Source organism: Sphingobium sp. KKT206 (assembly GCF_055640555.1).
The window spans coordinates 2067770-2090289 of the sequence record NZ_CM145764.1; the positions used below are offsets into that span (position 1 = coordinate 2067770).

Genomic DNA, 22520 nt, shown 5'->3' on the forward strand with positions numbered 1-22520 from the left:
CTCAGGCACGGACCGGATCCCGATATGCCAGAAGCCGCAGCGCGTTGATGACCACCAACAGAGTCGATCCTTCATGAAGGGCGACAGCCGGTCCGATGCCAAGACCCAGGATGGTCGCCGGTACGAGGAAGGCGACGACACCCAGGCTGACGAACACATTCTGCCTGATAACCCAGCGCGTGCTCCGGCTGAGGCCCACCGCAAACGGCAGGTGCGACAGATTGTCGGCCATGAGCGCCACATCGGCTGTCTCCAAAGCAACATCTGAGCCGGCTGCGCCCATGGCGATACCCACGGTTGCGGTCGCCATAGCTGGTGCATCGTTCACGCCGTCGCCGACCATGGCGACCTTGGTCTCGGCTCGCAGCTTCTTGATGGCCTCGACCTTGTCTTCAGGCATGAGATCGCCCCAGGCTTCATCGATCCCGACCTGCTTGCCTATGGCATCAGCCACACGCTGGTGATCGCCCGAGATCATGACCATCCGCTTGATGCCGATCTCGCGCAGGCGTTCCAGCGCCGCGCGGGCTGCTTCGCGCGGCGTATCCAGAAGACCGATAGCCCCCATATCCCGCGAGCCGCTGCGCACGACCATGCTGGTCTGTCCTGCCTCCCGGAGCGTCTTGATCGCAGCATCCATCTCGGTGGACAGCGGGGCGATGCCATCGCTGCCGAACATCTCGGCCTTGCCAATGAGAACTTCGTCCTCACCGACAAGAGCCGAGATGCCGCGACCCGTGAGGCTTTTCAGATTTTCAGCCTCCGGAACTGGATGATCGCCAATATGCTCGCGCCCATCTCGCGCAATTGCCTGGGCCAAGGGATGGTCGCTGAGGCTTTCTACAGCCACCGCCAGCGCCATCAGCTCGTCCCTGGTGACGCCAGGCGCCGGGATGATCTGCTGGATGCGCGGCTCACCCATCGTCAGCGTGCCGGTCTTGTCGAACGCGATAGCGTCGAGCGAACCCAGCAATTCGAGCGGGGCACCGCCCTTCACCAGGACGCCGCCACGCGCTGCACGGGCAACACCCGACAGCACGGCGCTCGGCGTCGCGATGGCCAGCGCGCAGGGGCTGGCGGCCACAAGGACGGCCATCGCCCTATAGAAACTGTCGCGGAAAGGCTCGTCGACGACGACCCATGCGAACAGCAACAGGAACGCCAATACAAGCACCGCAGGCACGAAGAAGCGCTCGAAACGATCGGTGAACCGCTGTGTCGGCGATTTCTGCGTTTCCGCTTCGCTGACCATCTTCACGACCTTGGCGAGCGTGCTTTCGCTCGACAGCCGCGTGACCTCGATCTCGATCAAACCGCTGCCATTGATTGTGCCGGCGAAGACCCGGCTTGCTGCCGCGACACGGTCGGGATTGGTTCGGGCCGCCTCAGGGCTTTCTACAGGCTCCTTATCGACGGGGATGCTTTCGCCGGTAACCGGCGCCTGATTGACGGCAGAGTTCCCCTTGATGACGAAGCCATCGGCCGCGATGCGTTCGTCCGGCTTGATGATGACGACATCACCGAGGACCAGTTCCTCGACCGGCACGACACTGGAGCCACCATCCATGCGCCGAACAGTGGCCGTCCGCGGCGCCAGTTCGGCCAGCGCTTCGATTGCACGCTTGGCGCGGCCCATGGCGTAGTGCTCTAGCGCATGCCCCAGACTGAAGAGGAACAGCAGCAAAGCACCTTCGGCCCATGCCCCAAGAGCGGCCGCACCTGCTGCTGCCACAAGCATCAACGTGTCGATCTCGAAGCGCTTCTGGCGCAGATTTTCGATAGCCTCACGCACGGTGTAGAAACCGCCGAAGACATAAGCAGCGATGAAGAGAGCGAACGGAACCCAGGCGGGTGCCTGCAGGAACGTCTCGATGAGGTAACCCACGCCCAGCGCGCCGCCGCAGGCCAAAGCGAAAATCAGCTCGGTGTTGGGTCCAAGCAATCCGCCGTGCCCATGATCATGGTCGTGCTTCTCGCCAGCCGGGTGATCGTGATCCTTGTCATGGTCATGTGCCGACGGCTTCTTGTCCGGAGCGGTGAGAGCCCTCGGGCTTACACCTGCATCGCGAAGCGCCGTAAGAATTCCATCTTCCGAAGTGAGCATACGATCGAACTCGACCCGCACTGTCCCAGGAAGAATGGCTTCGGCTTCGAGCACGCCTGACAGCGCGCGAAGCGTTTCGCCAATGGACCTGGCCCGCCTCTGGTGGCCGATGCCGTCGACCTCCCACACCACATGGCCGATGCGCTCTGCGATCTGCGTCCCCGCCGCCTTCGCCAGCTCCCGGATACGCGGAAGTGAGATCGCGTCCGGATCATAGTGGATGCACAACTGCGGCAGTGTACCGGCTGGCTCCTTCGTTACATGCACTTCAGAGACGCCGGGACGGCTTTCGATCAAGGATATCAGGCGCGAAACGCAGCCATCAGCCGTGTCGATGACTTCGGGGAGCAGCAGGGGGACATCGAGGCGGAGTTTTTCAATCATGACCATCATCCTGGTTGGGGCACGCTATCTTCGGTAAAAGCAGTTACCATCAGGGTGGATGCAGGCGTCCCTGCTTGCTGATCGTCCGAGTTCTCCTGCAGATCAGCGGTTTTTGATCGGCGCGTACCAGCTTCAACGTGTCTACGCCGGTTAGGCTGACGTTAAGCTTGTTGCCGACATAGGTCAGGCCCGTGTCGGGTGCGGTGAGCCGGATAGGCTTCTGATCCGGTAGGATGGCGAGATCTAGCGTCAGTCCGTCGACCAGGAAATCCCCATCGAGCTGGGTGCCATCCTCGCAGACATAGAGATGCTCGCCCACTAACGCTGGCGTTGAATTACGATCATGGCGACTTTCATCACCGCCGCTATTCTGCTGGCATCCCATCAGGCTGAGCATCAGGGCTCCTCCAGTCAGGGAGAGACGGCTCAAACGATATTGTTTCAGGCGCATATTGTTTCCCGGATCCGGAGGATAAACTGTCGCCATGAGCGGCAAGAGAAGCCGCCCATGGCGCGGGCCGTTCTCACACACAGGGGTAGGTGCGGCGGCCAAGCTGGTCATCAGTCGAACAGTTCGCGCAGGAAGCCCTTGCGACGACCATGATGGCCGCCTCGAGATCCGTGGCTCTCGCCACGATCGCTTCCGTGCTTTGAGCCGAACACACCAAGAGTGCCTTCACGCCGTTCGGCCGGCTGAGTTTCGCTGATGCTGCGTTCGATGATCTTGTCGAGTTCGCCACGGTCGAGCCAAACGCCACGACACTGGGGGCAATAGTCGATCTCGATGCCCTGCCGCTCGCTCATGAGCAGGTCGACGTTGCAGACCGGACAGGGAAGTCCATTCGAAGAAGTACGGTTCGTCATGTCAGGCTTCCTTGGTTTCTGGGCGACCTTTGGCCTCCCGAATTTCGCTACGAGCGTCCTGAAGGATTTCGACCCCGCCCTTGATGGCGATCAGCGCAGTCGCGACGCCGACAAGGAGATCCGGCCAGTTTGTGCCGAGCCACCAGACCAGCACGCCTGCGATCAGGATCCCGCCATTCGAGATGAAGTCGTTGAAGCTGAAGGTGGTCGCAGCACGCATGTTGACGTCGGGCTGCTCAAGCCGTTGCAGAAGCCTCAGGCAAATGAAGTTTACGACGGCTGCCACTGCCGACATCGCCATCATCGCTGTGCCGATCGGCTCGCTGCCATAAACATAGCGACGGCCGACATCGACGAGGATGCCGACTGCGAAGACCAACAGCATAGAGCCGGAGAACATTGCCGCCCGGCTCTTCCACATGACGCCTCGGCTCAGGGCTACGAGGCTCAGAGCATAGACGAGAGCATCCGACAGATTGTCGACGCCATTGGCGATGAGCGCGCTGGAGTCTCCAGTGAAGCCCACGACAAAGAAGGCAACAGATATGAGGACATTCAGGATCAGCACAATCCAGAGCGTTTTGCGCTCCATCCTCTGATCGCCGGCACGTTTGGTCTCAACCATCGCTCTTCCCCCTGCCCTTGATCACGCTGAGCGAGCGCCGCTTGTGGCGATTGACTGGAGAGACTGCGCGGACCGTGCGCTTCACCGCCGCCATGAAACTCGCGTCCTGCGTTCTCATTTGACGGCGAAGGCCTGTGGCTAGCGGGCGTGCCAACAATCCAAGGATACCCTTGCATTCGAAGCTGTGCCGGACATGCAGACCGGTTTCATCCTCATAAATTTCATACCCCTCTTCGATGCTGAAAAGCGGCAATGTGGCTGCTCTCCAGCGGATGATATCGGGCTTATCATTGGCTACAATTCTGGCTTCCAGCGATGCCTGCTTGCCCATCAGCGTCCAGGTCATGTCGATCTTGTTCCCAAGTTCGACGACCCCCGCGCCAAAGCGATAGTGGGGATGCCATGCTTCATAGCGATTGAGGTCGGCCAACAGCGTCCACGCCCGCAAACGCGAGATCTGAGGACTGAATATGGTTTCCTCTCTCATCGGTCTGATCCTTTCCTTCGATCAGGAAGAGGCGGGAGGGCAGTTGCTGCCCTCCCGTCACATCAGTGCTGCGGTTGAACAGACGGGGAGACCTCGATCTCTGGATCATCCTCCTCGACCATCGTCGTGCGGCCGTATCGCGCATAGAGCGTCGGCAGGACGAACAGGGTCAGGAGCGTCGCGGAGATCAGGCCGCCGATTACGACCGTCGCCAGCGGCTTCTGGACTTCGGCGCCAGCACCACTGCCCAGGGCCATCGGCACGAAGCCAAGGCTCGCAACCAGCGCCGTCATGACCACCGGCCTCAGACGCTGAAGCGCGCCCACCCGAGCGGCTTCGGCGCGCTCCATGCCGGTTCGCATGAGATCCTGAATGGAGGACACCATGACGAGGCCGTTCAAGACCGCGATGCCGGACAGCGCAATGAACCCGACCGCTGCGGAGATGGAGAAGTCCATGCCCCGCAAGAAGAGGGCCAGCACGCCACCCACCAGAGCGAGCGGAACGCCGGTGAACACGATCGCTGCATCACGGACCGACCCCAACGCTCCATAGAGGAGCAGCAGGATCAGGACAAAGCAGGCCGGGATCACCAGTTGCAGGCGTTCCTGAGCCGATGCCAGATTCTCGAACTGGCCACCCCATTCGAGATAGCTGCCTGGAGGAAGACGCACTTCCTTACCAATGGCAGCCTGCGCATCTGCGACCACGCCGCCAACGTCACGGCCACGCACGTTCGCCTGGACAACGACACGACGCTTGCCGTTTTCACGGCTGATCTGGTTTGGACCGTCGACGACGCGGATATCCGCAACGCTGGCCAGCGGAACAAACTGGCCGCTCGGGGTCGGCACCTGGACCTGACTGAGCAGCGAGATGTCACCACGCTGATCTTCGGAAAGACGGATCACCACCGGGAAACGGCGGTCGCCTTCGAAGATCATGCCCGACTGCTGGCCGCCCAGCGTTGCGTTCACGATGTCCTGCACGTCCTGAGCGGTAACGCCGAGGCGGGCCATGGCGTCGCGATTCACCCGAATGTCGAGCATCGGAAGGCCCGTGGTCTGCTCGACTTTCACGTCGGCAGCCCCCTGCGTGCGGCGCAGGACGCTGGCGATCTTCTCCGCCGTCGCGTTCATCGAGTTGAAGTCGTCCCCGAAGACCTTGACCGCAATATCACCGCGCACGCCGGCGATGAGCTCGTTGAAGCGCATCTGGATCGGCTGGGTGATCTCGTAGGCGTTGCCCGGGAATTTGGCGAGTTCCCCCTCGATCCGAGAGATGAGTTCCTCCTTCTTCAGGCTGGGGTCCGGCCATTCCTTCCGGTCCTTGAGGATGACGAACATATCAGTGGCGTTGGGCGGCATCGGGTCGGATGCCAGTTCGGCCGTACCGGTCTTGGAGAAGACGAACTTCACCTCCGGCTGCTTCGACATCATCTGCTCGATCGGCACCTGCATCGCCTGGCTCTGCTGCACCGACGTCGCCGGAATACGCAGGGCTTGGATCAACAGGTCGCCCTCATCGAGCTGCGGCAGGAAAACCTGTCCCAGCGACATGAAGGCCAGGATCGCGAGAACGAAACCACCGACACCAGCGCCGACAGTGACTACAGGCCGCTTCATCGCCCGGTCGAGACCGGGTTCGTAGCGGGCCTTGAGCCAGCTCATGATCCGTCCTTCCTTCTCTTCGATCCGCTTGGATAGCCACAGGGCGATCGCGGCGGGAACAAAGGTCAGGGAGAGGATGAAGGCGCAGACCAGCGCGATGATGACGGTAAGCGCCATCGGCACGAAGGTCTTGCCCTCGACACCGGTCAGGGTGAGGAGCGGCACATAAACGAGGATGATGATCGCCTGGCCATAGACCGACGGCTTGATCATCTCCCGGGCAGCAGAAGCGACCGTATCCAGCCGTTCCTTCACGGTGAGCAGACGCCCTTCGTGATGCTGATGCTCAGCCATGCGTCGCAGGGCATTTTCGACGATGATGACGGCGCCATCGACAATGAGGCCAAAGTCGAGCGCGCCAAGGCTCATGAGGTTCGCTGACACCCCGGCACGCAACATGCCAAAGCCGGTCAGCATCATGGTCACCGGGATGATGACGGCGGCGATCAGCGCGGCACGGAAGTTGCCGAGCAGCAGAAACAGCACCACGATGACAAGGACCGCGCCTTCGCCCAGATTCTTGGCGACCGTCTTGATGGTCGAGTTCACCAGCGCCGTACGGTTCAGCACAGGCTGGACGATTACGTCTGGCGGCAGTGAGGCGTTGATCTCCTCCAGCCGGTTGGCGACTGCGGTCGCGACGGTGCGGCTATTCTCGCCGATCCGCATGATGGCGGTGCCGACGACGACCTCAGTTCCGTTTTCGGACGCCGACCCCATGCGAATCGCCTGACCGGTACGAACAGATGCAACCTGACCAAGGGTGATGGGTACACCTTCCCGGGTGGCCACCACGATCTTGGAAAGTTCGTCGGCGTTACGGACAAGAGCGTCCGCACGGACTGCCAGACCTTCGCCATTGCGATTGACGAAGCCGCCACCGACGCTGGTGTTGTTGCGTTCAAGCGCCGTGCTGAGCTGCGTCAGCGTGATCCCCATCGAAGCCAGGCGCTGGACGTCGGGCACGACGAGGAACTGCTTGGCATAGCCGCCAATCGAATCGACGCCGGCCAAGCCCTGCGTGTTCTTCAGCAGCGGCGAAACGATCCAGTCCTGCGCGGTACGCAGGTAGGTCGCCTTGTCGGTGTCGTTCGTCAGCCGTTCGCCTTCCGGCGTGATGTAGCTGCCATCGGGCTGCATGCCGGGTTCACCCGGCTGGTGCTTGTCGTCCTTGCGATGCTCCAGACGGACGGTCCACATATAGACCTCGCCCAGACCGGTGGCGATCGGGCCCATTTCGGGCGTTACGCCATCGGGCAAGTTCTCGGACACGCCTGTCAGGCGCTCGCCGACCTGCTGGCGGGCGAAAAAGATATCCGTCTGATCGGAGAAGACCGCCGTCACCTGCGCGAAACCATTGCGGCTAAGCGAACGGCTATATTCGAGGCCCGGAATGCCGGCGAGCGCAGTCTCGATCGGGAACGCCACCTGCTTTTCGACCAGTTCGGGCGAAAGCGCGGGCGCACGGACGTTGATCTGCACCTGATTGTTGGTGATGTCCGGCACTGCGTCGATAGGCAGGCGAGACAGGGCGGCGGCGCCGATCACGGCGGCAATGGCGGTCAGCAGCAGGACGAGCCAGCGCTTGTGAACCGCCCATGTTACGATTGGGGCGATCATCGGCTCAGTCCTCCGCGGCTTCGCTCTTGCCGAGTTCGGCCTTGAGCGTGAAGCTATTGACGGTGGCGATCTCCTCGGTGCCCTTCAGGCCCGACTTGATGATCACGCTGTCGCCGGCACTGTCGCCCAATTGGACGGCGGTTGCCTGGAACCCGGTCTTGGTCCGCACAAAGACGACCGACCTGCCCTCCTCTGTCTGCACCGCAGTCAGCGGCACACGGATCGCGCCATCGCCGCCGCTGCCGGTGAGCGCGACCGATGCCGTAACCGGCTCGCCGACGCGCCAGAGGCCATCACGATTGTCGAGAGTCGCGATGACGGGAACCAGTCGCGTATTGGCATCGAGCGCCGGCGACACGAACGTCACCTTCGCGGTCGCCTGTCGACCAGCTGCCTTGATATTCACCGTTGCGCCCGGACGCACCCGGCCCGCATCCTGCGGCTGCAGGTTGAGCGAAAGCGACACGCTCGAAAGGTTGGCGACGCGGAACAATTCAGCATCCGCCGCGACCGTCTGCCCCAGCACCACGCTGCGGCCGATAACCTGACCCGACATAGGCGCCACGATGCCGATGCGATTGAGGCCGCCGCCACCCGTGCCCGCAGCAGAAACCTGCTGCTGCGCCAGACGAAGGGCGATGCGGGCTTCGGTCGCTGCGGTGCGTGCAGCGATGAGATCCTGCTCAGGCGAGACGCGCTGCGAAAACAGACGCTGTTCGCGGGCGAGATTGCTGTTCGCCAGAGACAGCCGTGCGCGAGCAGCTTCGGTCTCGGCGTTGAGCGAGGCGGCCTCGCGGCTCTCGATCACGGCAAGCGTCTGGCCGCGACCGATCGACTGCCCAAGGTTACGGGTCAGCGAAACCACGCGGCCACCGATCGCGGCCGATACCACCTGCGTGCCCTGAGGGTCGCCATCGATGGTAGCGGGGAGCTCGATCGTGCCCGAGCCGCCCATCATCGGGCGCGCCGTCTGAATGCCAGCCGATGCGATCTGATCGGCCGAGAGCGTGATCTTGCCCTCTTCGGCTTTCTCCCCTGCCTTTGCTTCAGCAGCGGGTGCCGCGTCGTTGGACGGATTCTCCTCGGCACCGCTTCCGCAAGCGGCGAGCGCCAGCATCAGGGACAGGGGCAAGGCGGCGTAGATGATCTTCTTAGATGTCATGGATCAGTTCCCCTGTTCCGGCGCGGGCGCTGTCAGGCGCTCCAGCTGCGCGCGGGCATTCTGGTAAGAGGCGAGCGCGTCGATGGCCGCGAGGCGCGTCTGGGCGAGCGTACGTTCGGCATCGAGCAGATCGAGCTGGCCGAACTTGCCTTCGCGATAGCCGATGCGCGCAATACGAGCCGCTTCCTGAGCTGCCTCAAGGGCAGGACCAGTAGCCGTCTGTGCAGTGACTGCGGCATTCGATGCCGATGTCTGCGCGTCGGTGATGGCCTGCTCGACGTCGAGTGCCGTCATACGCTTCTGGGCTTCCACCTGATTGCGCTGCGCGCGAGCCTGCGCGACAGCCGCCTTGCCCGAATTGAAGATCGGGATAGGCATCGTGACCGTGAAGATCAGGGCCGTATCGTTGGTGGCTGACAGCCTGCGTAAACCGGGGCCAGCTTCGAGATTGGGGACTCGTTGAGAATTGGCGAGTCGGACATTGGCATCAGCTACGGCAAGGTCCGCGTCTGCGGCAGCCAGGGCCAGCGTACCTACCGCGCTCGGTGGGACTTCGGGACCGTAGCCACGTGGCAAGCGCTCCAACCAAGCCGTATCGAGCGGTCCGCCCATCGGTTGCCCAATCCGACGCTCGAGATTAGCGCGGCTGGCCTGTGCCAGCCGGATAGTCCGAACCAGTTCGGCATCGGCGTTGATCTTCGCAACGTTAGCGCGCTGCTCCTCGATCGGAGAGGCCCGTCCGGCCTTTACCCGTACACTCGCAGCGTTCGCGGCGTCGCCGGCTATCCGCGCCTGATCGCGTGCCGTTTGGACACGCCGTTCGGCAGCAGCCGCTTCGATATACAGCTGCGTGATCTGCAGCCTGATGTCTGCCTGCGTGATCGCCGAGACTAGCAGCGCCTTGTCGGTCTGGGCATTAGCGACCGCGATGCGTGCGGACCGCTTGCCACCCAGTTCGATGGGAACAGCCATGCTGACCGTCGACTCGGCGCTACCAACGCCGCGATACGGTCCGCTTCCTGCGATATTCTCCACCTGCGTCTGCACGGTGGGATTGGGACGAAGACCAGCGACGGTACGTGCGGCGCGGGCCGCTTCGACATTGGCTTGCGCGGCTTCGGCCGCCGGGGCGCTGCCACCAGCGGCGGCGACTGCCTGATCAAGCGTATAGGGTGACGCCCCCGCTACCGCAGCGGGCATCTCCTGTGCCTGCGCCACAGCGACGCAGGACACGGCAGCCAATAAGGCTGCAATGGATCGGAACATGAATAGGAATCCTGAACACGAGTCATGGACGACCGGCGGCCTGAATTCAGGCGCAACGGTCCATTATGGCTCTGTCAGGCTATGGGTGGGCGCAGGTCGGGGCCGATGGCCCAGCGCTTGGACGGAATCGGCGCAGGGATGAACACAGGCGCGTCCACCGCCAACGGAAGCATATCTTCGCTTGCAGAGACCGGAACGAAAGCCGGAGCACCCTGGCAACCGCCATGATGATGCGGGATCGCCTTGTCGGCATCACCCTGCGTCTGGTCCGCGTCCCCTTCGCTATGCACGTAACCCGTGCACTCGATTGTGGGGGCACGGGCGTTAGGAACTTCCTGGGCATGCACCAGCGTCGTCGTCAGCATGGACAACGAAAGCAGGCAGAGCAGGAAACGTCCTAAGCGGCGCATGACAGGCTACATAGTAGGCTTTTCGCAGAATGTCATCTGCAAAAGTAAAATCGCGGCATATTGGACTGTTTCCGAATGTTACATCAGATCATTGTGCCATGATAGCGCACTGATACACCATATCATCACGGATTAACTTTACCTAAACTATGATGCGATCAAATATACATTATGGCACAGACAAGAATAATTCGAATAAATCTGCATACCGACCCAGACACAAGGCGCAATTTGCAAAATAGCCACCCCCCGTCTTATGGGCATTACAGATCCTTTGGAATCAGGCTGCACTTTAGACAGAAGCTTTCTGATGCCGCTTATCCGCGGACCATCCGGGGAACCAAAGCTTCCTCTCAATCCGTGAGTGCCGCCCGATAATTGCTCATGCATTCTTCTACGATGCGATCTTGATTTCCGACGAAGATCACGGCTGGAAATCCATGCAGTATCCCCTCAGAGGCATTGCCAACCGTTGGCCGGCAAAAGCCTCCAGACTGCGACTGCCGTTATAATCACGCCGAGCGACAGAACGCCGCCAACGACAAGAAGAGCAGCGCGGTGCCACTTGATGCGGGCGTGGAGGTCATCGAACACGTCAGAGAATTGATCGGCGATCAGGGCAAAGTCGTCGCTGAGGCGGGTGCTTTGCCGCTTCACCTCTTTCGCGATAACATTGAGCGTCTTCTACTGGTTCAGCCCGGCAATCCCCAACATCACCGCGAAGACGATTGCTCCTATAAGCACGCCAAGGTTCGTCCAGAACTCGAGGCCGCACGACGCCGGCACCTTTTTGAGTTGGGAAACCACGACGATCGTTGCAACAGGAATGCCAAGGAGCTGGCCTTGGATATCGACGATGGTCTTGTGGATCTTGCCCACGAAATCCAGTCGCGCCGTTTCAACCTCATTGCGGATCTTCGAGTACGAGAAGCTCGAGGTGAAGAGTCGATATCCCTTCTCGACCTCATTCGCGAGGCGATCTAGATTCCGAATTAGGAAACCGAACCGATCCTTGTCGCGTAGCGAACGCACCATTTCGATGAGGGTGGTCTGAAGAATCGTCCGCTTCTCATCCAAGTGCAATTCGTCTTCGAACAGCTTCGTCAGCCGCACAGCCTGACCCACCACGTCGCCGCGAAGGTCCATTGAACCAAACTGGATCGGCACGACGACCTTCTCTTTGCCGATGAAAATGAGCTGACGCATCGTTTCATCAACCAGCGACGCGCTATCGCGAAGTATCTTGAGCACGTCCAAGACTGCACGATACGCAAGCAGTTTTGGCGGGACAGGGTTATCACCCGACGCGTAATGTTCTTTCTTGATGTAATACCGCTGAGGCTCCGCGAGCACGGCGCCAGGCGCCTTGAACAGATCATCCAAAGTGGAAACCAACAGGCCCATCTTCGCCACATTGGGCCGACCAATCGTTACCGGCACTTCTGCCCCGACGGCCAGATCATAGCCGTCCTCGACCGAAATCTGGGCATCGTTGTAATGCGTATCGATCTCCATGATGGCGGTTAAAACTGCCACCATATGGTCGCTCTTGATCGTCAGAACGTCGCCGTTCTCATCATCGAACCGCGTAGCGCGGTATATCTCGACAAGATCGGCAAACGTAACATCAATCACTGATCATCCCTTCGGCGCGCATCTGATTGATCAGCTCGTCTGGCACATCCATCAACGTAAGGGATTTCTTGTCCTTGTCGAACACGACTTTGCTCTGGTCGATTGCTTCACGCGTGAATTCGACCGACCACATCTTCGTTTTGGCGGTCACTTTCACGAGGGCTTTCAATGCGCTGGCGTTCGGAACATAGCCTTCATTCAGCTGACGATCGGTATTGGCCAGAAATTTCGATAGCCTGCCGGGTTCCTTCGGCATCAGGCGATTTGCCATAGCTTCGAAATCCACCGGCTCCTTCGCCTTATTCGCCTTGCCAAGATAATCTAAGGCATCGGACAGGAACGCCGTCGCCTCGGTGTCGACCATCTTTTCAGTGAGCGTAAATTCCTTCAGTGCATCCACGAGGCTCTGAGTGTCCTTACGCTCCAGAACCGCCGAATCGCAGCCAAGGAAATCACGAAAATAATCGGATATCGAACCCTTGCCTTTCAAGAAGCTCAGGTAGCGGTCCTGCTTGTCCGCCCAAGCAGTAAGATTAATGCGGCCGGCGAAGCGGAAACCATCGAGATCGAGGTGCTCGACGTCCTCCATTCCATGATTTTTGGTCAGGGCCGCGCTCAGCTTGTCGGTGACCACCGTGACGAGCATGAAATCTGAACCATCCCGTCGGAAGTGGGCAAAAAACACATGCCCGCCGACTGAAGCAGATTTCTTTCCCGCTTCCCGTGCCAGATTATCCATCATCTTGCCGGTAAGACCGAGGAAGTCCTTCTCCTTGGCCTCAACATAGGCACGGATTTGCCCCTCGGTGGGAGAACCTTCTGCCGTTGTGAACCGACCGTGAGACTTGGAAGTCCGGCTGTTGTAAAGTTCATAGACCGTGGAGATGACGCGAAGCGTCGTGTCGGTCACGTCAAGCAACTTCTTGGAGAGTGCGACAGAATAGCCAGCATCGCTACGATTCAGGTCATGAATCGCAAGCGCAATTATCTCGGTCACCAATAATCCCCCCAACGTCCAAAACCGTGACGGACATGACCAATCCTTGGGACGTCCGACTGTTACGCAAAACTTTGAAGCACGAGCGAGCGATAAGCAAGGTGTCGCAGATTTAGCGCAGATATCATGCTCTGGGCTTCGGCTAGGAATCTTCTCGACGCGATGAAAGGTTCATCTGAATCGCCGATAAATAGGGATCGGAGCAGAAGTTGACATTACTCCCCCTCCAGAGGAGCAGAAGTTGAAAATCAGCCGTGATCCTCTGATGACAAAAGCACCGGAAACTCTAGGGGGTCAGGAGCAGACTTCCTGACAACCGACACCACCCATGACCATGAGCAGCGCCATGCCAATGATGGTGAGTAGCAGCGAGAACCAGAGAAAGCCGAAATCGGGCTTGTCGGGATCGTGGCTCATGGGATTTTCCTTAAGGCGGGACGACGCTTGCCGTCCCGCCTGTTCAGATCACAGGATCGACTGGCCGGTCTTGGCCCAGTCGGCGGCGAAGCCTTCGAGGCCCTTGTCGGTCAGCACATGCCTGGACAGCATGCGGATGACGGCGGGCGGCGCGGTCATAACGTCGGCGCCGATGCGGGCGCTTTCCAGCACATGGATGGGGTGGCGGACGCTGGCGACCAGGATTTCGGTGTCAAAGCCATAATTGTCGTAGATCAGGCGAATATCCTGGATCAGCGCCATACCGTCGAAGCCATTATCATCGTGGCGGCCAACGAAGGGCGAGATGAAGGACGCGCCGGCCTTGGCCGCGAGCAGCGCCTGATTGGCGGAGAAGCAGAGCGTGACATTGACGAGCGTGCCCTCGTCGGTCAGCGCCTTGCAGGTCTTGAGGCCGTCAATGGTCAGCGGCACCTTGATGCAGACATTGTCCGCGATCTTGCGCAGGACTTCTGCTTCTTTCATCATCGTTTCATGGTCGAGCGCGACGACTTCGGCGGAGACGGGGCCGTCAACCAGACCGCAAATTTCCTCGACCACTTCGAGGAAGGCGCGGCCCGACTTGTGGATCAAGGACGGGTTGGTGGTGACGCCATCGAGCAAGCCAGTGGCAGCCAAGTCGCGAATGTCGGCGGTGTCGGCGGTATCGACAAAGAATTTCATGGATTTGGGCTCCGGGGATGAATGAGTCGGCCCCCTTTAACCGCTGGCAGCCGGTTTCGCCATCGTCGGCGACGCAGGGCGGCAATTGCAACAGAGCAGCAACATCCCTAAGGCGCGGGCACCTTACCAAAGGATATGCCATAATGCTGTGCCGACTGAGTATTGCCGTGTCGGTGCTGGCCATGCCGTTGCCCGTTCATGCGGCGACGCAGGAAAGCCAGGCGTGGCTGACCGAGATGGTGATGATCAAGGTGAGCGAGGCCGATCTGGTGACGATCGATTCGAGCCAGCGCGCGCGGTCCGACAGCCAGAGCGGCGGCGAGCAGTTTCTCAGCCGGATCGCCATCGACCACCGCATCGCCCCGGTCGTGCAACTGGGCGGGGGCTTTGCCTATCTCAAGAGCGAGGCGGACGAAGAGTTGCGGCTGTTCCAGCAAGTGACGCTGACCAAGGGTATCTGGCTGGCCCGCACCCGCATGGAGCAGCGCTTCTTCGATACGGTCGATGCGCCGGTGTGGCGGCTGCGCCAGCGGCTGCAGGCGAGCGTCCCGGTCGACACGGCAAAGCAATGGACGGTGGTGGCCGCGACCGAAATCTTTTTCCATCTCAATCGCGGGCGGCCCAGCGACAAGACGGGTCTGGCGACGATGCGCCACCAGATCGGCCTGCGTCATCCGATCGCCAAGGACGTCGATGCGCAGATTCTCTATATGCGCCAGCAGAATTTTCGCGATGGGCGGCCCGATATCGTGTCGCATGTGCCGTGGCTGACGCTGAGTTGGCGGATCTGACGCGCGGCATTTGCGTGGCGGGCGGGACGGGCTAAGGACGGTGCCATGTCCCGCGCCCGTGTCCTCCTGCTCAATGCCGCCCTGGGGCCGCTCGACTATCGCGTGCCGCACGGGATGCACGTCAAGCCCGGCAGCATCGTCGTCGCGCCGCTGGGGCCGCGCCAATTGGTGGGCGTGGTGTGGGAGGAAGACAGCTTCCCCGATGTGGAGAGCGTGGGCGACAACCGGCTGCGCAATTTGCTCGAACTGGTCGATGCGCCGCCCCTGCCCGCGCCCCTGCGCCGCCTGATCGAATGGACAGCGCATTATTATCTGAGCCCGCCCGCCGCCGTGCTGCGGATGGCGCTGGCGTCGATGGCGGCGCTGGAGGGGACGCGCACGGTCATCGAATATAAGGCGACGGGCGCCGTGCCCGAACGGATGACCGAGCAGCGCGCGCAGGCGCTGGAGCGGATTGGCGAGCGGCAAGGGCTGGTGCGCGAACTGGCGATGATCGGCGGGGTCAGCGACGCGGTGATCCGTGGCCTCATCAAACAGGATGTGTTCGAGCCGGTCGAGGTAAGCGTCGATACCCCCTTCCCCCTGCCCGACCCGGATCATGCGCCGCCTGCCTTGTCGGACGCGCAAAGGACGGCGGCGACCACCATGGCCGACGCGGTGCGGGCACACGAGTTCGCGCCCTTCCTGCTCGACGGGGTCACCGGATCGGGCAAGACCGAGGTGTATTTCGAGGCGATCGCCGCGGCCATGCACGCGGGCCGGCAAGTGCTGGTGCTGCTGCCTGAAATAGCGCTGACCGAGCCGTTTCTGGAGCGGTTCGAAAAGCGGTTCGGCACGGTGCCGGTCAACTGGCATAGCGGGCTGCGCCAGACCGAGCGCCGGCGGGCGTGGCGCGCCATTGCGGCGGGCGAAGCGCAAGTGGTGGTGGGGGCGCGGTCCGCGCTGTTCCTGCCCTATCCCAACCTTGGCCTCATCGTCGTCGATGAAGCGCATGAGGCCAGCTTCAAGCAGGAGGATGGCGTCCATTATCACGCGCGCGATGTGGCGGTGATGCGGGGCCTCATTGAGAAATTCCCGGTCATCCTGGCGTCCGCCACCCCCGCGATCGAAACGCGGCATCAGGTGGAATTGGGCCGCTATGCCGAGATCAAATTGCCATCGCGCTATGGCGGGGCGGAAATGCCGCATATCGAGGGCGTCAACCTGCTGACCGATCCGCCCGAACGCGGGCGCTGGATCGCGCCGCCTTTGGTCAAGGCGATCGACGAGACGATGGCAAAGGGCGAGCAAAGCCTGCTCTTCCTCAACCGGCGTGGCTATGCGCCACTGACGCTGTGCCGCCATTGCGGCTATCGCTTCCAATGCCCCAATTGCACCGCCTGGATGGTGGAGCATCGGCTGTCGCATCGGCTGGCCTGCCATCATTGCGGCCATGTCGTGCCGGCGCCGCGTTTCTGCCCGGACTGCAAGGAGGAGGACAGCCTCGTCGCCTGCGGGCCGGGGGTCGAGCGGATCGCCGATGAGGTGAAGGCGCTGTGGCCGCTGGCGCGGATTGCGATCGCTACGTCCGACACGCTGTTTTCACCGGCAAAGGCGGCCGATTTCGTCAAGTCGGTTGAGGCGGGCGACATCGACATCATCGTCGGCACGCAGTTGGTCACCAAGGGCTATCATTTTCCCAACCTGACGCTGGTGGGGGTGATCGACGCCGACCTGGGGCTGGAGGGCGGCGACCTGCGCGCGGCCGAACGGACATTCCAGCAGATCGTCCAGGTTGCGGGGCGCGCGGGGCGGGGTGCCAAGCCGGGGCGGGTGTTCATCCAGACGCGAATGCCAAGCAGCGAGGTCATCCAGGCGCTGATCGATGGCGATACCGAGCGATTCTATGCCGTGGAAACCGAGCATCGGCGGCGGGCCAACGCCCCGCCCTTCGGCCGCTTTGCCGCGATCATCATTTCGAGCGAGGATGCCGATGAAGCCGCGCAGGTCGCCCGGCTGATCGGCAAGTCCGCGCCCGTAATCGACGGGATGCGGGTCTATGGCCCGGCCCCGGCCCCACTGTCGGTATTGCGTGGGCGGCATCGGCACCGCTTGCTGATCCACGCCACGCGGCAGGTGGATATCCAGTCCGCGATCCGTGAGTGGCTGAGCAATATCGTGTGGAAATCGGGGACGCGGGTGGCGGTGGACGTCGATCCCTACAGCTTCATGTGATGGAGACACCCTGCCGCAACCTCTGTGCGCTGAATGCCGCGCGCGCGACCTGCACCGGTTGCGGCCGGACGATCGACGAGATCGTCCATTGGCGCAGCATGACCGACGCGCAGCGCGCCACCGTCATGACGCGGGTGCAGGACTTTGCGCCGTCGCCGCATCCTTCGGCTTTTTCGCAGCCTGCGCGTCGAACTGAGCCTTCATCCTGAGCGCGTTTTCGCGCATCCCGGATTCATGGGGCGAATAGGCGATGGGATCGAGCAGAATAGAGGCGCTGGCATAGTCACCCCTAAAAGCCATCGCCTGAGCAAAATTGAAGCGATAGCCGGGGTTTTGCGGTAGCAGGCTGAATGCCTTGTAGAGACCGTCATAGCCAAGGTCCGGCATCTTGCCGCCCCGCATGGCATGATAGCGATAGAAGAGCGCGAGCGGCACCGGGTCTTCGGTATCAGCACGGTTGGCGCGCACGATCGCCGTCAGCGCAGCCTTCCAGTCGTCCACCTTGTCGCTGTCATTGGCGCGTTCCAGCAACACTTCTGCGCGAACAGCTTGGGCGCGCGCGGATTGGGGGTTGCTGGCGATGGCGCGGTCAGCGGCGGCAAGCGCCGCGTCTACCTGATCCGCCTTCCATTCCGCTTCCGCGAGCAACGCCTGCGCATAGGCGTCGCCGGGATATTGGTCAGCAATGGTGCGGATAGCCGCGACAATGCCGGGCAGTTCTTCCGTCTTGGGGCGGTGGGTCAAGCGTAGCTCATCCTCGACCAAAGCCGCCTGCGCTGGGTCAACAGCGGTCACGGTAATCGCTCCGATCGCCATATCCTTGGGCGTGAGTACGCTGATGAATTGCTTTTTACGCATATAGGCTTTGAGGTCTTTTTCGAGACCTTCCAGCCCGCCCTCAAAATAGTCCGCCACGTCGCCGTCCGTCGTGCCCTTGGCAATCTCTGTCAGGTAGCGGTTGATCTCCGCCTTCCGGTTGGAGGCGTGCTGAAAATAGAAATGGGTCAGCAGCCAGGCGGTGCCATAAAAGCGATCGCCGTCTCGCAGGTTCAGTCCTTTGGTTTCGCGCGCCAGCAGTTGCGTCAACGGATAGGGCTGGCCCAGCACGAGGCCCGGTACCCGTGCCATCGGGATATGGCCGAACTCGATCGATCCGTTTTTGGGGAACTTCACGACGGAAAAAAATTCGGCGAACCCCTCCACGAACCAGGCGGGGTAGGCGGCTGGAAAATAGTGCAGCATGAAATGATGGGCATATTCGTGGAACAGTATTTCCTCTGCCCCAATACCGAACTGACCGTTCTTCGTTTCACGTGAGAGGAAGGCGTAGGCGTTCCGTTCCGACGTTGTGTAAAAGCCCTTGAGATTGCGGTTGCCCGCCAGATCCTGCACCTTGCGGTCGTTGGACAAAAGGTAGACTTTGACCGGACTGCCCTGTTGCCGATCCGTGACGCCATAGAGGCGGCGCAGGAGGAAATCGAACTTCTCCAGACGTTCGGCAAAGCCGCGCAGCGTTTCGTCCTTGCCCTCGCTGTAAACGGTGAAATGGTCGGTCTTTGCCTGCCACCAGGTCGCGTGTGCGACGCCGGGCAGCGCGAGCATCAGCGCCGCCAGCGCCTTCAACCAGAATCGCATCATATCCCCCATTTGGCCCAGCCTTCAGAGTGGCCGAGCGATGGCACGAAGGAAAGATACAATCGGCCCGCTACTCGCCCTTTTCGCGAGCGAGCAGCGCCTGCTTGCGGTCCAGACCCCAGGCATAGCCGCCCAGCGTACCATCGCTGCGCAGCACGCGGTGGCAGGGGACGAGGACCGCCAGAACATTGTCGCCACAGGCGCTGCCCGCCGCGCGGACGGCTTGCGGCCTACCGATGGCGGCGGCTACCTCGCTGTAGCTGCGCGTTTCGCCCGGCGGGATGGCGCGCAGCGCGGCCCAGACGGCCTGTTGGAAGGCCGTGCCGCAGACGTCGATCGGCAAATCCGGCGTTTCGCCCGGATGATCCACCAGTGTCACGACGGCCTCCGCCAACTGGTCGAGAGTGGCGTCGGCCGGTTGAAGATCAGCATTGGGGAAGCGGGCGCGCAACTCTGCCTCGCCCTCGCCGAAGCTGATACAGCACAGGCCGCGCGCCGTCGCCGCGACCAAAAGCGGCCCAAGACTGCTGTCGATCGTGCGCCAGCGGATCAGCGCGCCGCGCCCGCCATCCTTCCAGGCGCTGGGCGTCATGCCCAGATGGCGGTCGGCGTCGGCATAGGCGCGGCTGGGCGCATTATAGCCCGCTGCATAGATGGCGCTCGTCACGCTGCCGGGCACGTCGAGCGCGGCCTTTAATCGGTCGGCGCGCAGGGCGCGGGCATAGGCGGCAGGGGTGAGGCCGGTTTCGCGCTTGAACAGGCGGTGGAAATGATGCGGGGCATAGCCGACATGGGCGGCGATCGCCTCCAGCCGGGTGGCGTCTTCCGTCGCCTCGATCAGCGCGCGCGCCGCCGCGACGGCGATTCGGTCGCGGCCCACCTCGTCCGGGCGGCAACGCAGGCAAGCGCGGAACCCCGCTGCGCGCGCCGCTGCGGGGTCTGGCAGGAAGCGCATATTTTCGCGTTTGGGATGGCGGGCGGCGCAGCTCGGTTTGCAATAAATGCCGGTAGTGGCGACGCAGCCGACGAAACGGTCGTCCATGGTGCGGTCGCGCGCCAGGAAAGCGGCCCAACAGGTCGCGTCGTCAGGCATCGGGTCGGCAAGGGCTGTCATCAGGGTCATGCCTATGGAATAGACGCGGGCGCTTGGCCATGCTTCCCGCGCCTTGCTTTCAAAACATTGCGGCATTTCCCGATTGCGCCGCGCCCGCCATCCAATATGTATGCCCGCTCATGATCGCCCTCCTCCGCCGCTTCGCCCTGCTGATCGCGCTTTTCGCGCCAGCAACATCCCACGCCGAACAGCAGGATATCGCTGCAGCGGCGCGCGGGGTGGTGCGGGTGGTGCTGGTCGCGACCGATGGCAGCGAGGCCTATTTCGTTGGCCATGGCAGCGGCCTGGCGGTCGCGCCCGACAAGATATTGACCAACGCCCATGTCGTCGAACTGGCGCGCGAGGAAAAGAATCTGGTCATCGGCGTGATCCCGTCAGAGGGCACCAAGACCTATGGTGGGCGCATCATCGCCTTTTCGCCGGGTAATGATTTGGCGCTTATCCAACTGGAGGAAGGCAGCCTGCCGGTCAGCACTTTTTACGCCGGGGCGATATCGGATGGGCAGCATGTCACCGCGATCGGCTATCCCGGCACGGTCGATCGGGCGCAGGGGCTTGGTCTCAAGCAGTTGGTCGAGCCGCTGGCGACGGTGAAGACCAGTGGCAATGTGTCGGCGGGACGCGCAAGCCAGAGTTTCGAGACGGTGCTGCACACTGCACCTCTGGCGGCGGGCAATAGCGGCGGGCCGCTGGTGGACGATTGCGGCCGGGTGCTGGGGGTCAATAGTTTCGGGTCGATTTCGGACGGCAACGACGCCGAATTCGGCTTTGCCGTGTCGTGGCGCGAGATCGCCTCCTTCCTGCGGCAGGCGGGCGTCGCGTCGTTGCGCACCGTCGTCCCGTGCCGGTCGATGGCGGAGGCGGACGCCGCCGAAGCCTCCATCACCCAGCGCGAATCGCAGGCAAGCGAGCAGAAGAACCGGGCCAGCGCCGATGCGCGCGACCAGGCGCTGATGCGCGCGCGCGATGCCGCCGTGCGCGATGTCATCACCGCGCGCGAAAACGCCATGGCGGGCGCGGCGGTGCTGCTGGCGCTGGCGGTCTTGGGGTTGGGCGCAGGCGGGCTATTCTACAGCCAGGACAAGGAAAAGCCCGCCATATGGGGCATTGGCGGCGGCGGGGCGTTGCTGTTCGCCGCGCTGGCCCTGTTCGTGTTCAAGCCGAGTTTCGACACGATCGAGGAACGCACGGCTTTGCCGCAGGACAAGAGCATCACAGGCAATGGCGCCTATGCCTGGGCCGGGGACAATATCTGCCGGGTCGACCTGCAGCGCAGCCGCCTCTCCGTTTCGCAGCCCAACGATATCGGGTTCAACTGGGCCGAAGGTGGCTGCGTCGATGGCGACACGCAATATGTCGCGAGTGGGACCAAATGGCAGCGCGCGAGTATCCCCGCGCAGGGCAATTTCGTGACCATGAGCGCGTTCGATCCGGTCAGTGGCACGCTGCGCGTCCAGCGCTGGCTGCCCGATATGGAGAATATGGCCAAGGCGCGCGCGCTGCTGGGCGACAAGCCTTTCCCCGGTTGCGGCAGTGACCCAGAAGCCCTGGCACGCATCGCTACGCTGCAATCGGACCTGACCACGCTGCTGCCCGCCCAGCCCAATGAGCGGATCGTCTATCATTGCCAGAAGGGACGGCTTGCCCCGGCCGAAGCGGCGCAATAGCCGATTCGCGCGGGCGATAAAAACTCAGGCAAATGGCGCGCCCTTCCGACTAATGATGGAATCGCGCACCATGACTTGCATAGTCATAATCGCGCTGCTAACCGGCCCGACAACAAGGGGGACGGGCGTAACTGCTCCCCTCTCTTTTTGCATGACCGGCAAATCACCTGCCAGTAAGTCAATGGAGGACGGCAAGCGCGTGGAGACTAATGGCGGCATACAGGCCAGCCTCAGCGGCCGCTACGCGGTGGCGCTGTTCGATCTGGCTCGCGACGCGAACGCGCTCGACACGGTGGCGCAAAGCCTGTCCGGGTTGAAGGCGGCTATCGCCCAATCCCCTGATTTCAAGGGCCTTATCAACAGCCCCGTGCTGAGCCGGGACGCATCGGGCAAGACGATCGCGGCCGTGGCATCCGCCATGGGCATCGATCCGCTGACGACGAAATTCCTGGGCGTGCTGGCGCAGAACCGTCGCCTGGGGCAATTGGGCGCGGTCATCCGCACCTATGAAACGCTGCTGTCGAATCACAAGGGCGAGGCCCGCGCCGAAGTGACGAGCGCGCATCCGCTCGACGCGCAGCAGATCGCCGCGCTGGCACAAAATCTGCGCGCCCGCGTCGGCCGCACCGTCGCCGTCGATGCCAAAGTCGACCCCGCGATCCTGGGCGGGCTGGTCGTCAAGATCGGCAGCCAGATGATCGACAGCTCCATTCGTACCCGTTTGAATAGTCTCGCTATGGCGATGAAAGGCTGAAC

At 62.0% G+C, this 22520-nt stretch carries 20 protein-coding genes; 5 read left to right on the forward strand and 15 right to left on the reverse strand.

What is annotated here, in order from left to right:
- Position 1: 1 nt before the first annotated feature.
- From ACZ2HM_RS09900 to fsa, 13 genes are all read right to left on the reverse strand, one after another.
- The gene (locus ACZ2HM_RS09900) at positions 2 to 2488 is read right to left on the reverse strand and encodes a heavy metal translocating P-type ATPase (RefSeq protein WP_182115411.1); all 2487 of its coding nucleotides are present in this window, start codon (positions 2486 to 2488) and stop codon (positions 2 to 4) included.
- A 49-nt stretch (positions 2489 to 2537) separates the two neighbouring features.
- Entirely contained in the window at positions 2538 to 2939 is a 402-nt protein-coding gene (locus ACZ2HM_RS09905; RefSeq protein ID WP_246428341.1) for a hypothetical protein, read from the reverse strand.
- A 110-nt stretch (positions 2940 to 3049) separates the two neighbouring features.
- Positions 3050 to 3292, reverse strand: coding sequence for a TFIIB-type zinc ribbon-containing protein (locus ACZ2HM_RS09910; RefSeq protein ID WP_037510722.1), 243 nt, complete (start codon positions 3290 to 3292; stop codon positions 3050 to 3052).
- A gap of 61 nt (positions 3293 to 3353) precedes the next feature.
- Positions 3354 to 3977, reverse strand: a complete 624-nt coding sequence (locus ACZ2HM_RS09915) for a cation efflux transmembrane domain-containing protein (protein ID WP_037510724.1) — start codon at positions 3975 to 3977, stop codon at positions 3354 to 3356.
- Positions 3970 to 4464, reverse strand: a complete 495-nt coding sequence (locus tag ACZ2HM_RS09920) for an SRPBCC family protein (RefSeq protein ID WP_037510726.1) — start codon at positions 4462 to 4464, stop codon at positions 3970 to 3972. Before ACZ2HM_RS09920 ends, ACZ2HM_RS09915 begins: the two co-directional genes overlap by 8 nt.
- 62 nt (positions 4465 to 4526) lie before the next feature.
- Positions 4527 to 7754, reverse strand: a complete 3228-nt coding sequence (locus ACZ2HM_RS09925) for an efflux RND transporter permease subunit (protein WP_010338226.1) — start codon at positions 7752 to 7754, stop codon at positions 4527 to 4529.
- A gap of 4 nt (positions 7755 to 7758) precedes the next feature.
- The gene (locus tag ACZ2HM_RS09930) at positions 7759 to 8916 is read right to left on the reverse strand and encodes an efflux RND transporter periplasmic adaptor subunit (protein WP_010338225.1); all 1158 of its coding nucleotides are present in this window, start codon (positions 8914 to 8916) and stop codon (positions 7759 to 7761) included.
- Positions 8917 to 8919: 3 nt separating this feature from the next.
- A complete protein-coding gene (locus ACZ2HM_RS09935) occupies positions 8920 to 10182 on the reverse strand; it encodes a TolC family protein (protein WP_010338224.1) in 1263 nt (420 codons plus the stop codon).
- 74 nt (positions 10183 to 10256) lie between these two features.
- Positions 10257 to 10592 carry a hypothetical protein gene (locus tag ACZ2HM_RS09940; protein WP_010338223.1) on the reverse strand — a complete coding sequence of 112 codons (336 nt, stop codon included), beginning with the start codon at positions 10590 to 10592 and terminating at the stop codon, positions 10257 to 10259.
- Positions 10593 to 11276: 684 nt separating this feature from the next.
- The gene (locus ACZ2HM_RS09945; protein WP_470425133.1) at positions 11277 to 12227 is read right to left on the reverse strand and encodes a hypothetical protein; all 951 of its coding nucleotides are present in this window, start codon (positions 12225 to 12227) and stop codon (positions 11277 to 11279) included.
- Positions 12220 to 13224: a nucleoid-associated protein gene (locus ACZ2HM_RS09950; RefSeq protein ID WP_228221999.1), complete on the reverse strand. Its 1005-nt coding sequence runs from the start codon at positions 13222 to 13224 to the stop codon at positions 12220 to 12222. Before ACZ2HM_RS09950 ends, ACZ2HM_RS09945 begins: the two co-directional genes overlap by 8 nt.
- A 294-nt stretch (positions 13225 to 13518) precedes the next feature.
- On the reverse strand, positions 13519 to 13641 hold the full coding sequence (locus tag ACZ2HM_RS09955; protein ID WP_470425134.1) for a hypothetical protein: 123 nt from the start codon (positions 13639 to 13641) through the stop codon (positions 13519 to 13521).
- 48 nt (positions 13642 to 13689) lie between these two features.
- On the reverse strand, positions 13690 to 14343 hold the full coding sequence (gene fsa / locus ACZ2HM_RS09960; RefSeq protein WP_470425135.1) for a fructose-6-phosphate aldolase: 654 nt from the start codon (positions 14341 to 14343) through the stop codon (positions 13690 to 13692).
- 143 nt (positions 14344 to 14486) lie between these two features.
- On the opposite strand from fsa, the gene ACZ2HM_RS09965 reads away from it, so the two are divergent.
- From ACZ2HM_RS09965 to ACZ2HM_RS09975, 3 genes are read left to right on the forward strand one after another with little or no spacing between them, the layout of a single operon-like run.
- Entirely contained in the window at positions 14487 to 15134 is a 648-nt protein-coding gene (locus tag ACZ2HM_RS09965) for a DUF2490 domain-containing protein (protein WP_470425136.1), read from the forward strand.
- Positions 15135 to 15179: 45 nt separating this feature from the next.
- Positions 15180 to 17348 carry a primosomal protein N' gene (locus ACZ2HM_RS09970; protein WP_470425137.1) on the forward strand — a complete coding sequence of 723 codons (2169 nt, stop codon included), beginning with the start codon at positions 15180 to 15182 and terminating at the stop codon, positions 17346 to 17348.
- Positions 17348 to 17557 carry a DUF1289 domain-containing protein gene (locus tag ACZ2HM_RS09975; protein ID WP_470425138.1) on the forward strand — a complete coding sequence of 70 codons (210 nt, stop codon included), beginning with the start codon at positions 17348 to 17350 and terminating at the stop codon, positions 17555 to 17557. The genes ACZ2HM_RS09970 and ACZ2HM_RS09975 overlap by 1 nt, the downstream gene beginning before the upstream one ends.
- Here ACZ2HM_RS09975 and ACZ2HM_RS09980 read toward each other — a convergent pair.
- Positions 17472 to 18983, reverse strand: coding sequence for a hypothetical protein (locus ACZ2HM_RS09980; protein ID WP_470425139.1), 1512 nt, complete (start codon positions 18981 to 18983; stop codon positions 17472 to 17474). The genes ACZ2HM_RS09975 and ACZ2HM_RS09980 overlap by 86 nt on opposite strands.
- Positions 18984 to 19053: 70 nt before the next feature.
- Positions 19054 to 20106 carry a bifunctional DNA-binding transcriptional regulator/O6-methylguanine-DNA methyltransferase Ada gene (gene ada / locus ACZ2HM_RS09985; RefSeq protein WP_037480732.1) on the reverse strand — a complete coding sequence of 351 codons (1053 nt, stop codon included), beginning with the start codon at positions 20104 to 20106 and terminating at the stop codon, positions 19054 to 19056.
- Between the two features lie 110 nt (positions 20107 to 20216).
- Between ada and ACZ2HM_RS09990 the strand changes: the two genes are divergently transcribed.
- A complete protein-coding gene (locus tag ACZ2HM_RS09990) occupies positions 20217 to 21764 on the forward strand; it encodes a S1C family serine protease (protein ID WP_470425140.1) in 1548 nt (515 codons plus the stop codon).
- Between the two features lie 199 nt (positions 21765 to 21963).
- Positions 21964 to 22518 (forward strand): F0F1 ATP synthase subunit delta, encoded by a 555-nt coding sequence (locus ACZ2HM_RS09995; protein WP_037479226.1) that lies wholly within the window; start codon positions 21964 to 21966, stop codon positions 22516 to 22518.
- The last annotated feature ends 2 nt before the right edge of the window (positions 22519 to 22520 follow it).

Bases quoted from the DNA above. Each gene is read 5' to 3' on its own strand.
- ACZ2HM_RS09900 (WP_182115411.1), bottom strand. From the start codon at position 2,488: ATGATTGAAAAACTCCGCCTCGATGTCCCCCTGCTGCTCCCCGAAGTC.
- ACZ2HM_RS09905 (WP_246428341.1), bottom strand. From the start codon at position 2,939: ATGCGCCTGAAACAATATCGTTTGAGCCGTCTCTCCCTGACTGGAGGA.
- ACZ2HM_RS09910 (WP_037510722.1), bottom strand. From the start codon at position 3,292: ATGAGCGAGCGGCAGGGCATCGAGATCGACTATTGCCCCCAGTGTCGT.
- ACZ2HM_RS09915 (WP_037510724.1), bottom strand. From the start codon at position 3,977: ATGGTTGAGACCAAACGTGCCGGCGATCAGAGGATGGAGCGCAAAACG.
- ACZ2HM_RS09920 (WP_037510726.1), bottom strand. From the start codon at position 4,464: ATGAGAGAGGAAACCATATTCAGTCCTCAGATCTCGCGTTTGCGGGCG.
- ACZ2HM_RS09925 (WP_010338226.1), bottom strand. From the start codon at position 7,754: ATGATCGCCCCAATCGTAACATGGGCGGTTCACAAGCGCTGGCTCGTC.
- ACZ2HM_RS09930 (WP_010338225.1), bottom strand. From the start codon at position 8,916: ATGACATCTAAGAAGATCATCTACGCCGCCTTGCCCCTGTCCCTGATG.
- ACZ2HM_RS09935 (WP_010338224.1), bottom strand. From the start codon at position 10,182: ATGTTCCGATCCATTGCAGCCTTATTGGCTGCCGTGTCCTGCGTCGCT.
- ACZ2HM_RS09940 (WP_010338223.1), bottom strand. From the start codon at position 10,592: ATGCGCCGCTTAGGACGTTTCCTGCTCTGCCTGCTTTCGTTGTCCATG.
- ACZ2HM_RS09955 (WP_470425134.1), bottom strand. From the start codon at position 13,641: ATGAGCCACGATCCCGACAAGCCCGATTTCGGCTTTCTCTGGTTCTCG.
- fsa (WP_470425135.1), bottom strand. From the start codon at position 14,343: ATGAAATTCTTTGTCGATACCGCCGACACCGCCGACATTCGCGACTTG.
- ACZ2HM_RS09965 (WP_470425136.1), top strand. From the start codon at position 14,487: ATGCTGTGCCGACTGAGTATTGCCGTGTCGGTGCTGGCCATGCCGTTG.
- ACZ2HM_RS09970 (WP_470425137.1), top strand. From the start codon at position 15,180: ATGTCCCGCGCCCGTGTCCTCCTGCTCAATGCCGCCCTGGGGCCGCTC.
- ACZ2HM_RS09975 (WP_470425138.1), top strand. From the start codon at position 17,348: ATGGAGACACCCTGCCGCAACCTCTGTGCGCTGAATGCCGCGCGCGCG.
- ACZ2HM_RS09980 (WP_470425139.1), bottom strand. From the start codon at position 18,983: ATGCGATTCTGGTTGAAGGCGCTGGCGGCGCTGATGCTCGCGCTGCCC.
- ada (WP_037480732.1), bottom strand. From the start codon at position 20,106: ATGACCCTGATGACAGCCCTTGCCGACCCGATGCCTGACGACGCGACC.
- ACZ2HM_RS09990 (WP_470425140.1), top strand. From the start codon at position 20,217: ATGATCGCCCTCCTCCGCCGCTTCGCCCTGCTGATCGCGCTTTTCGCG.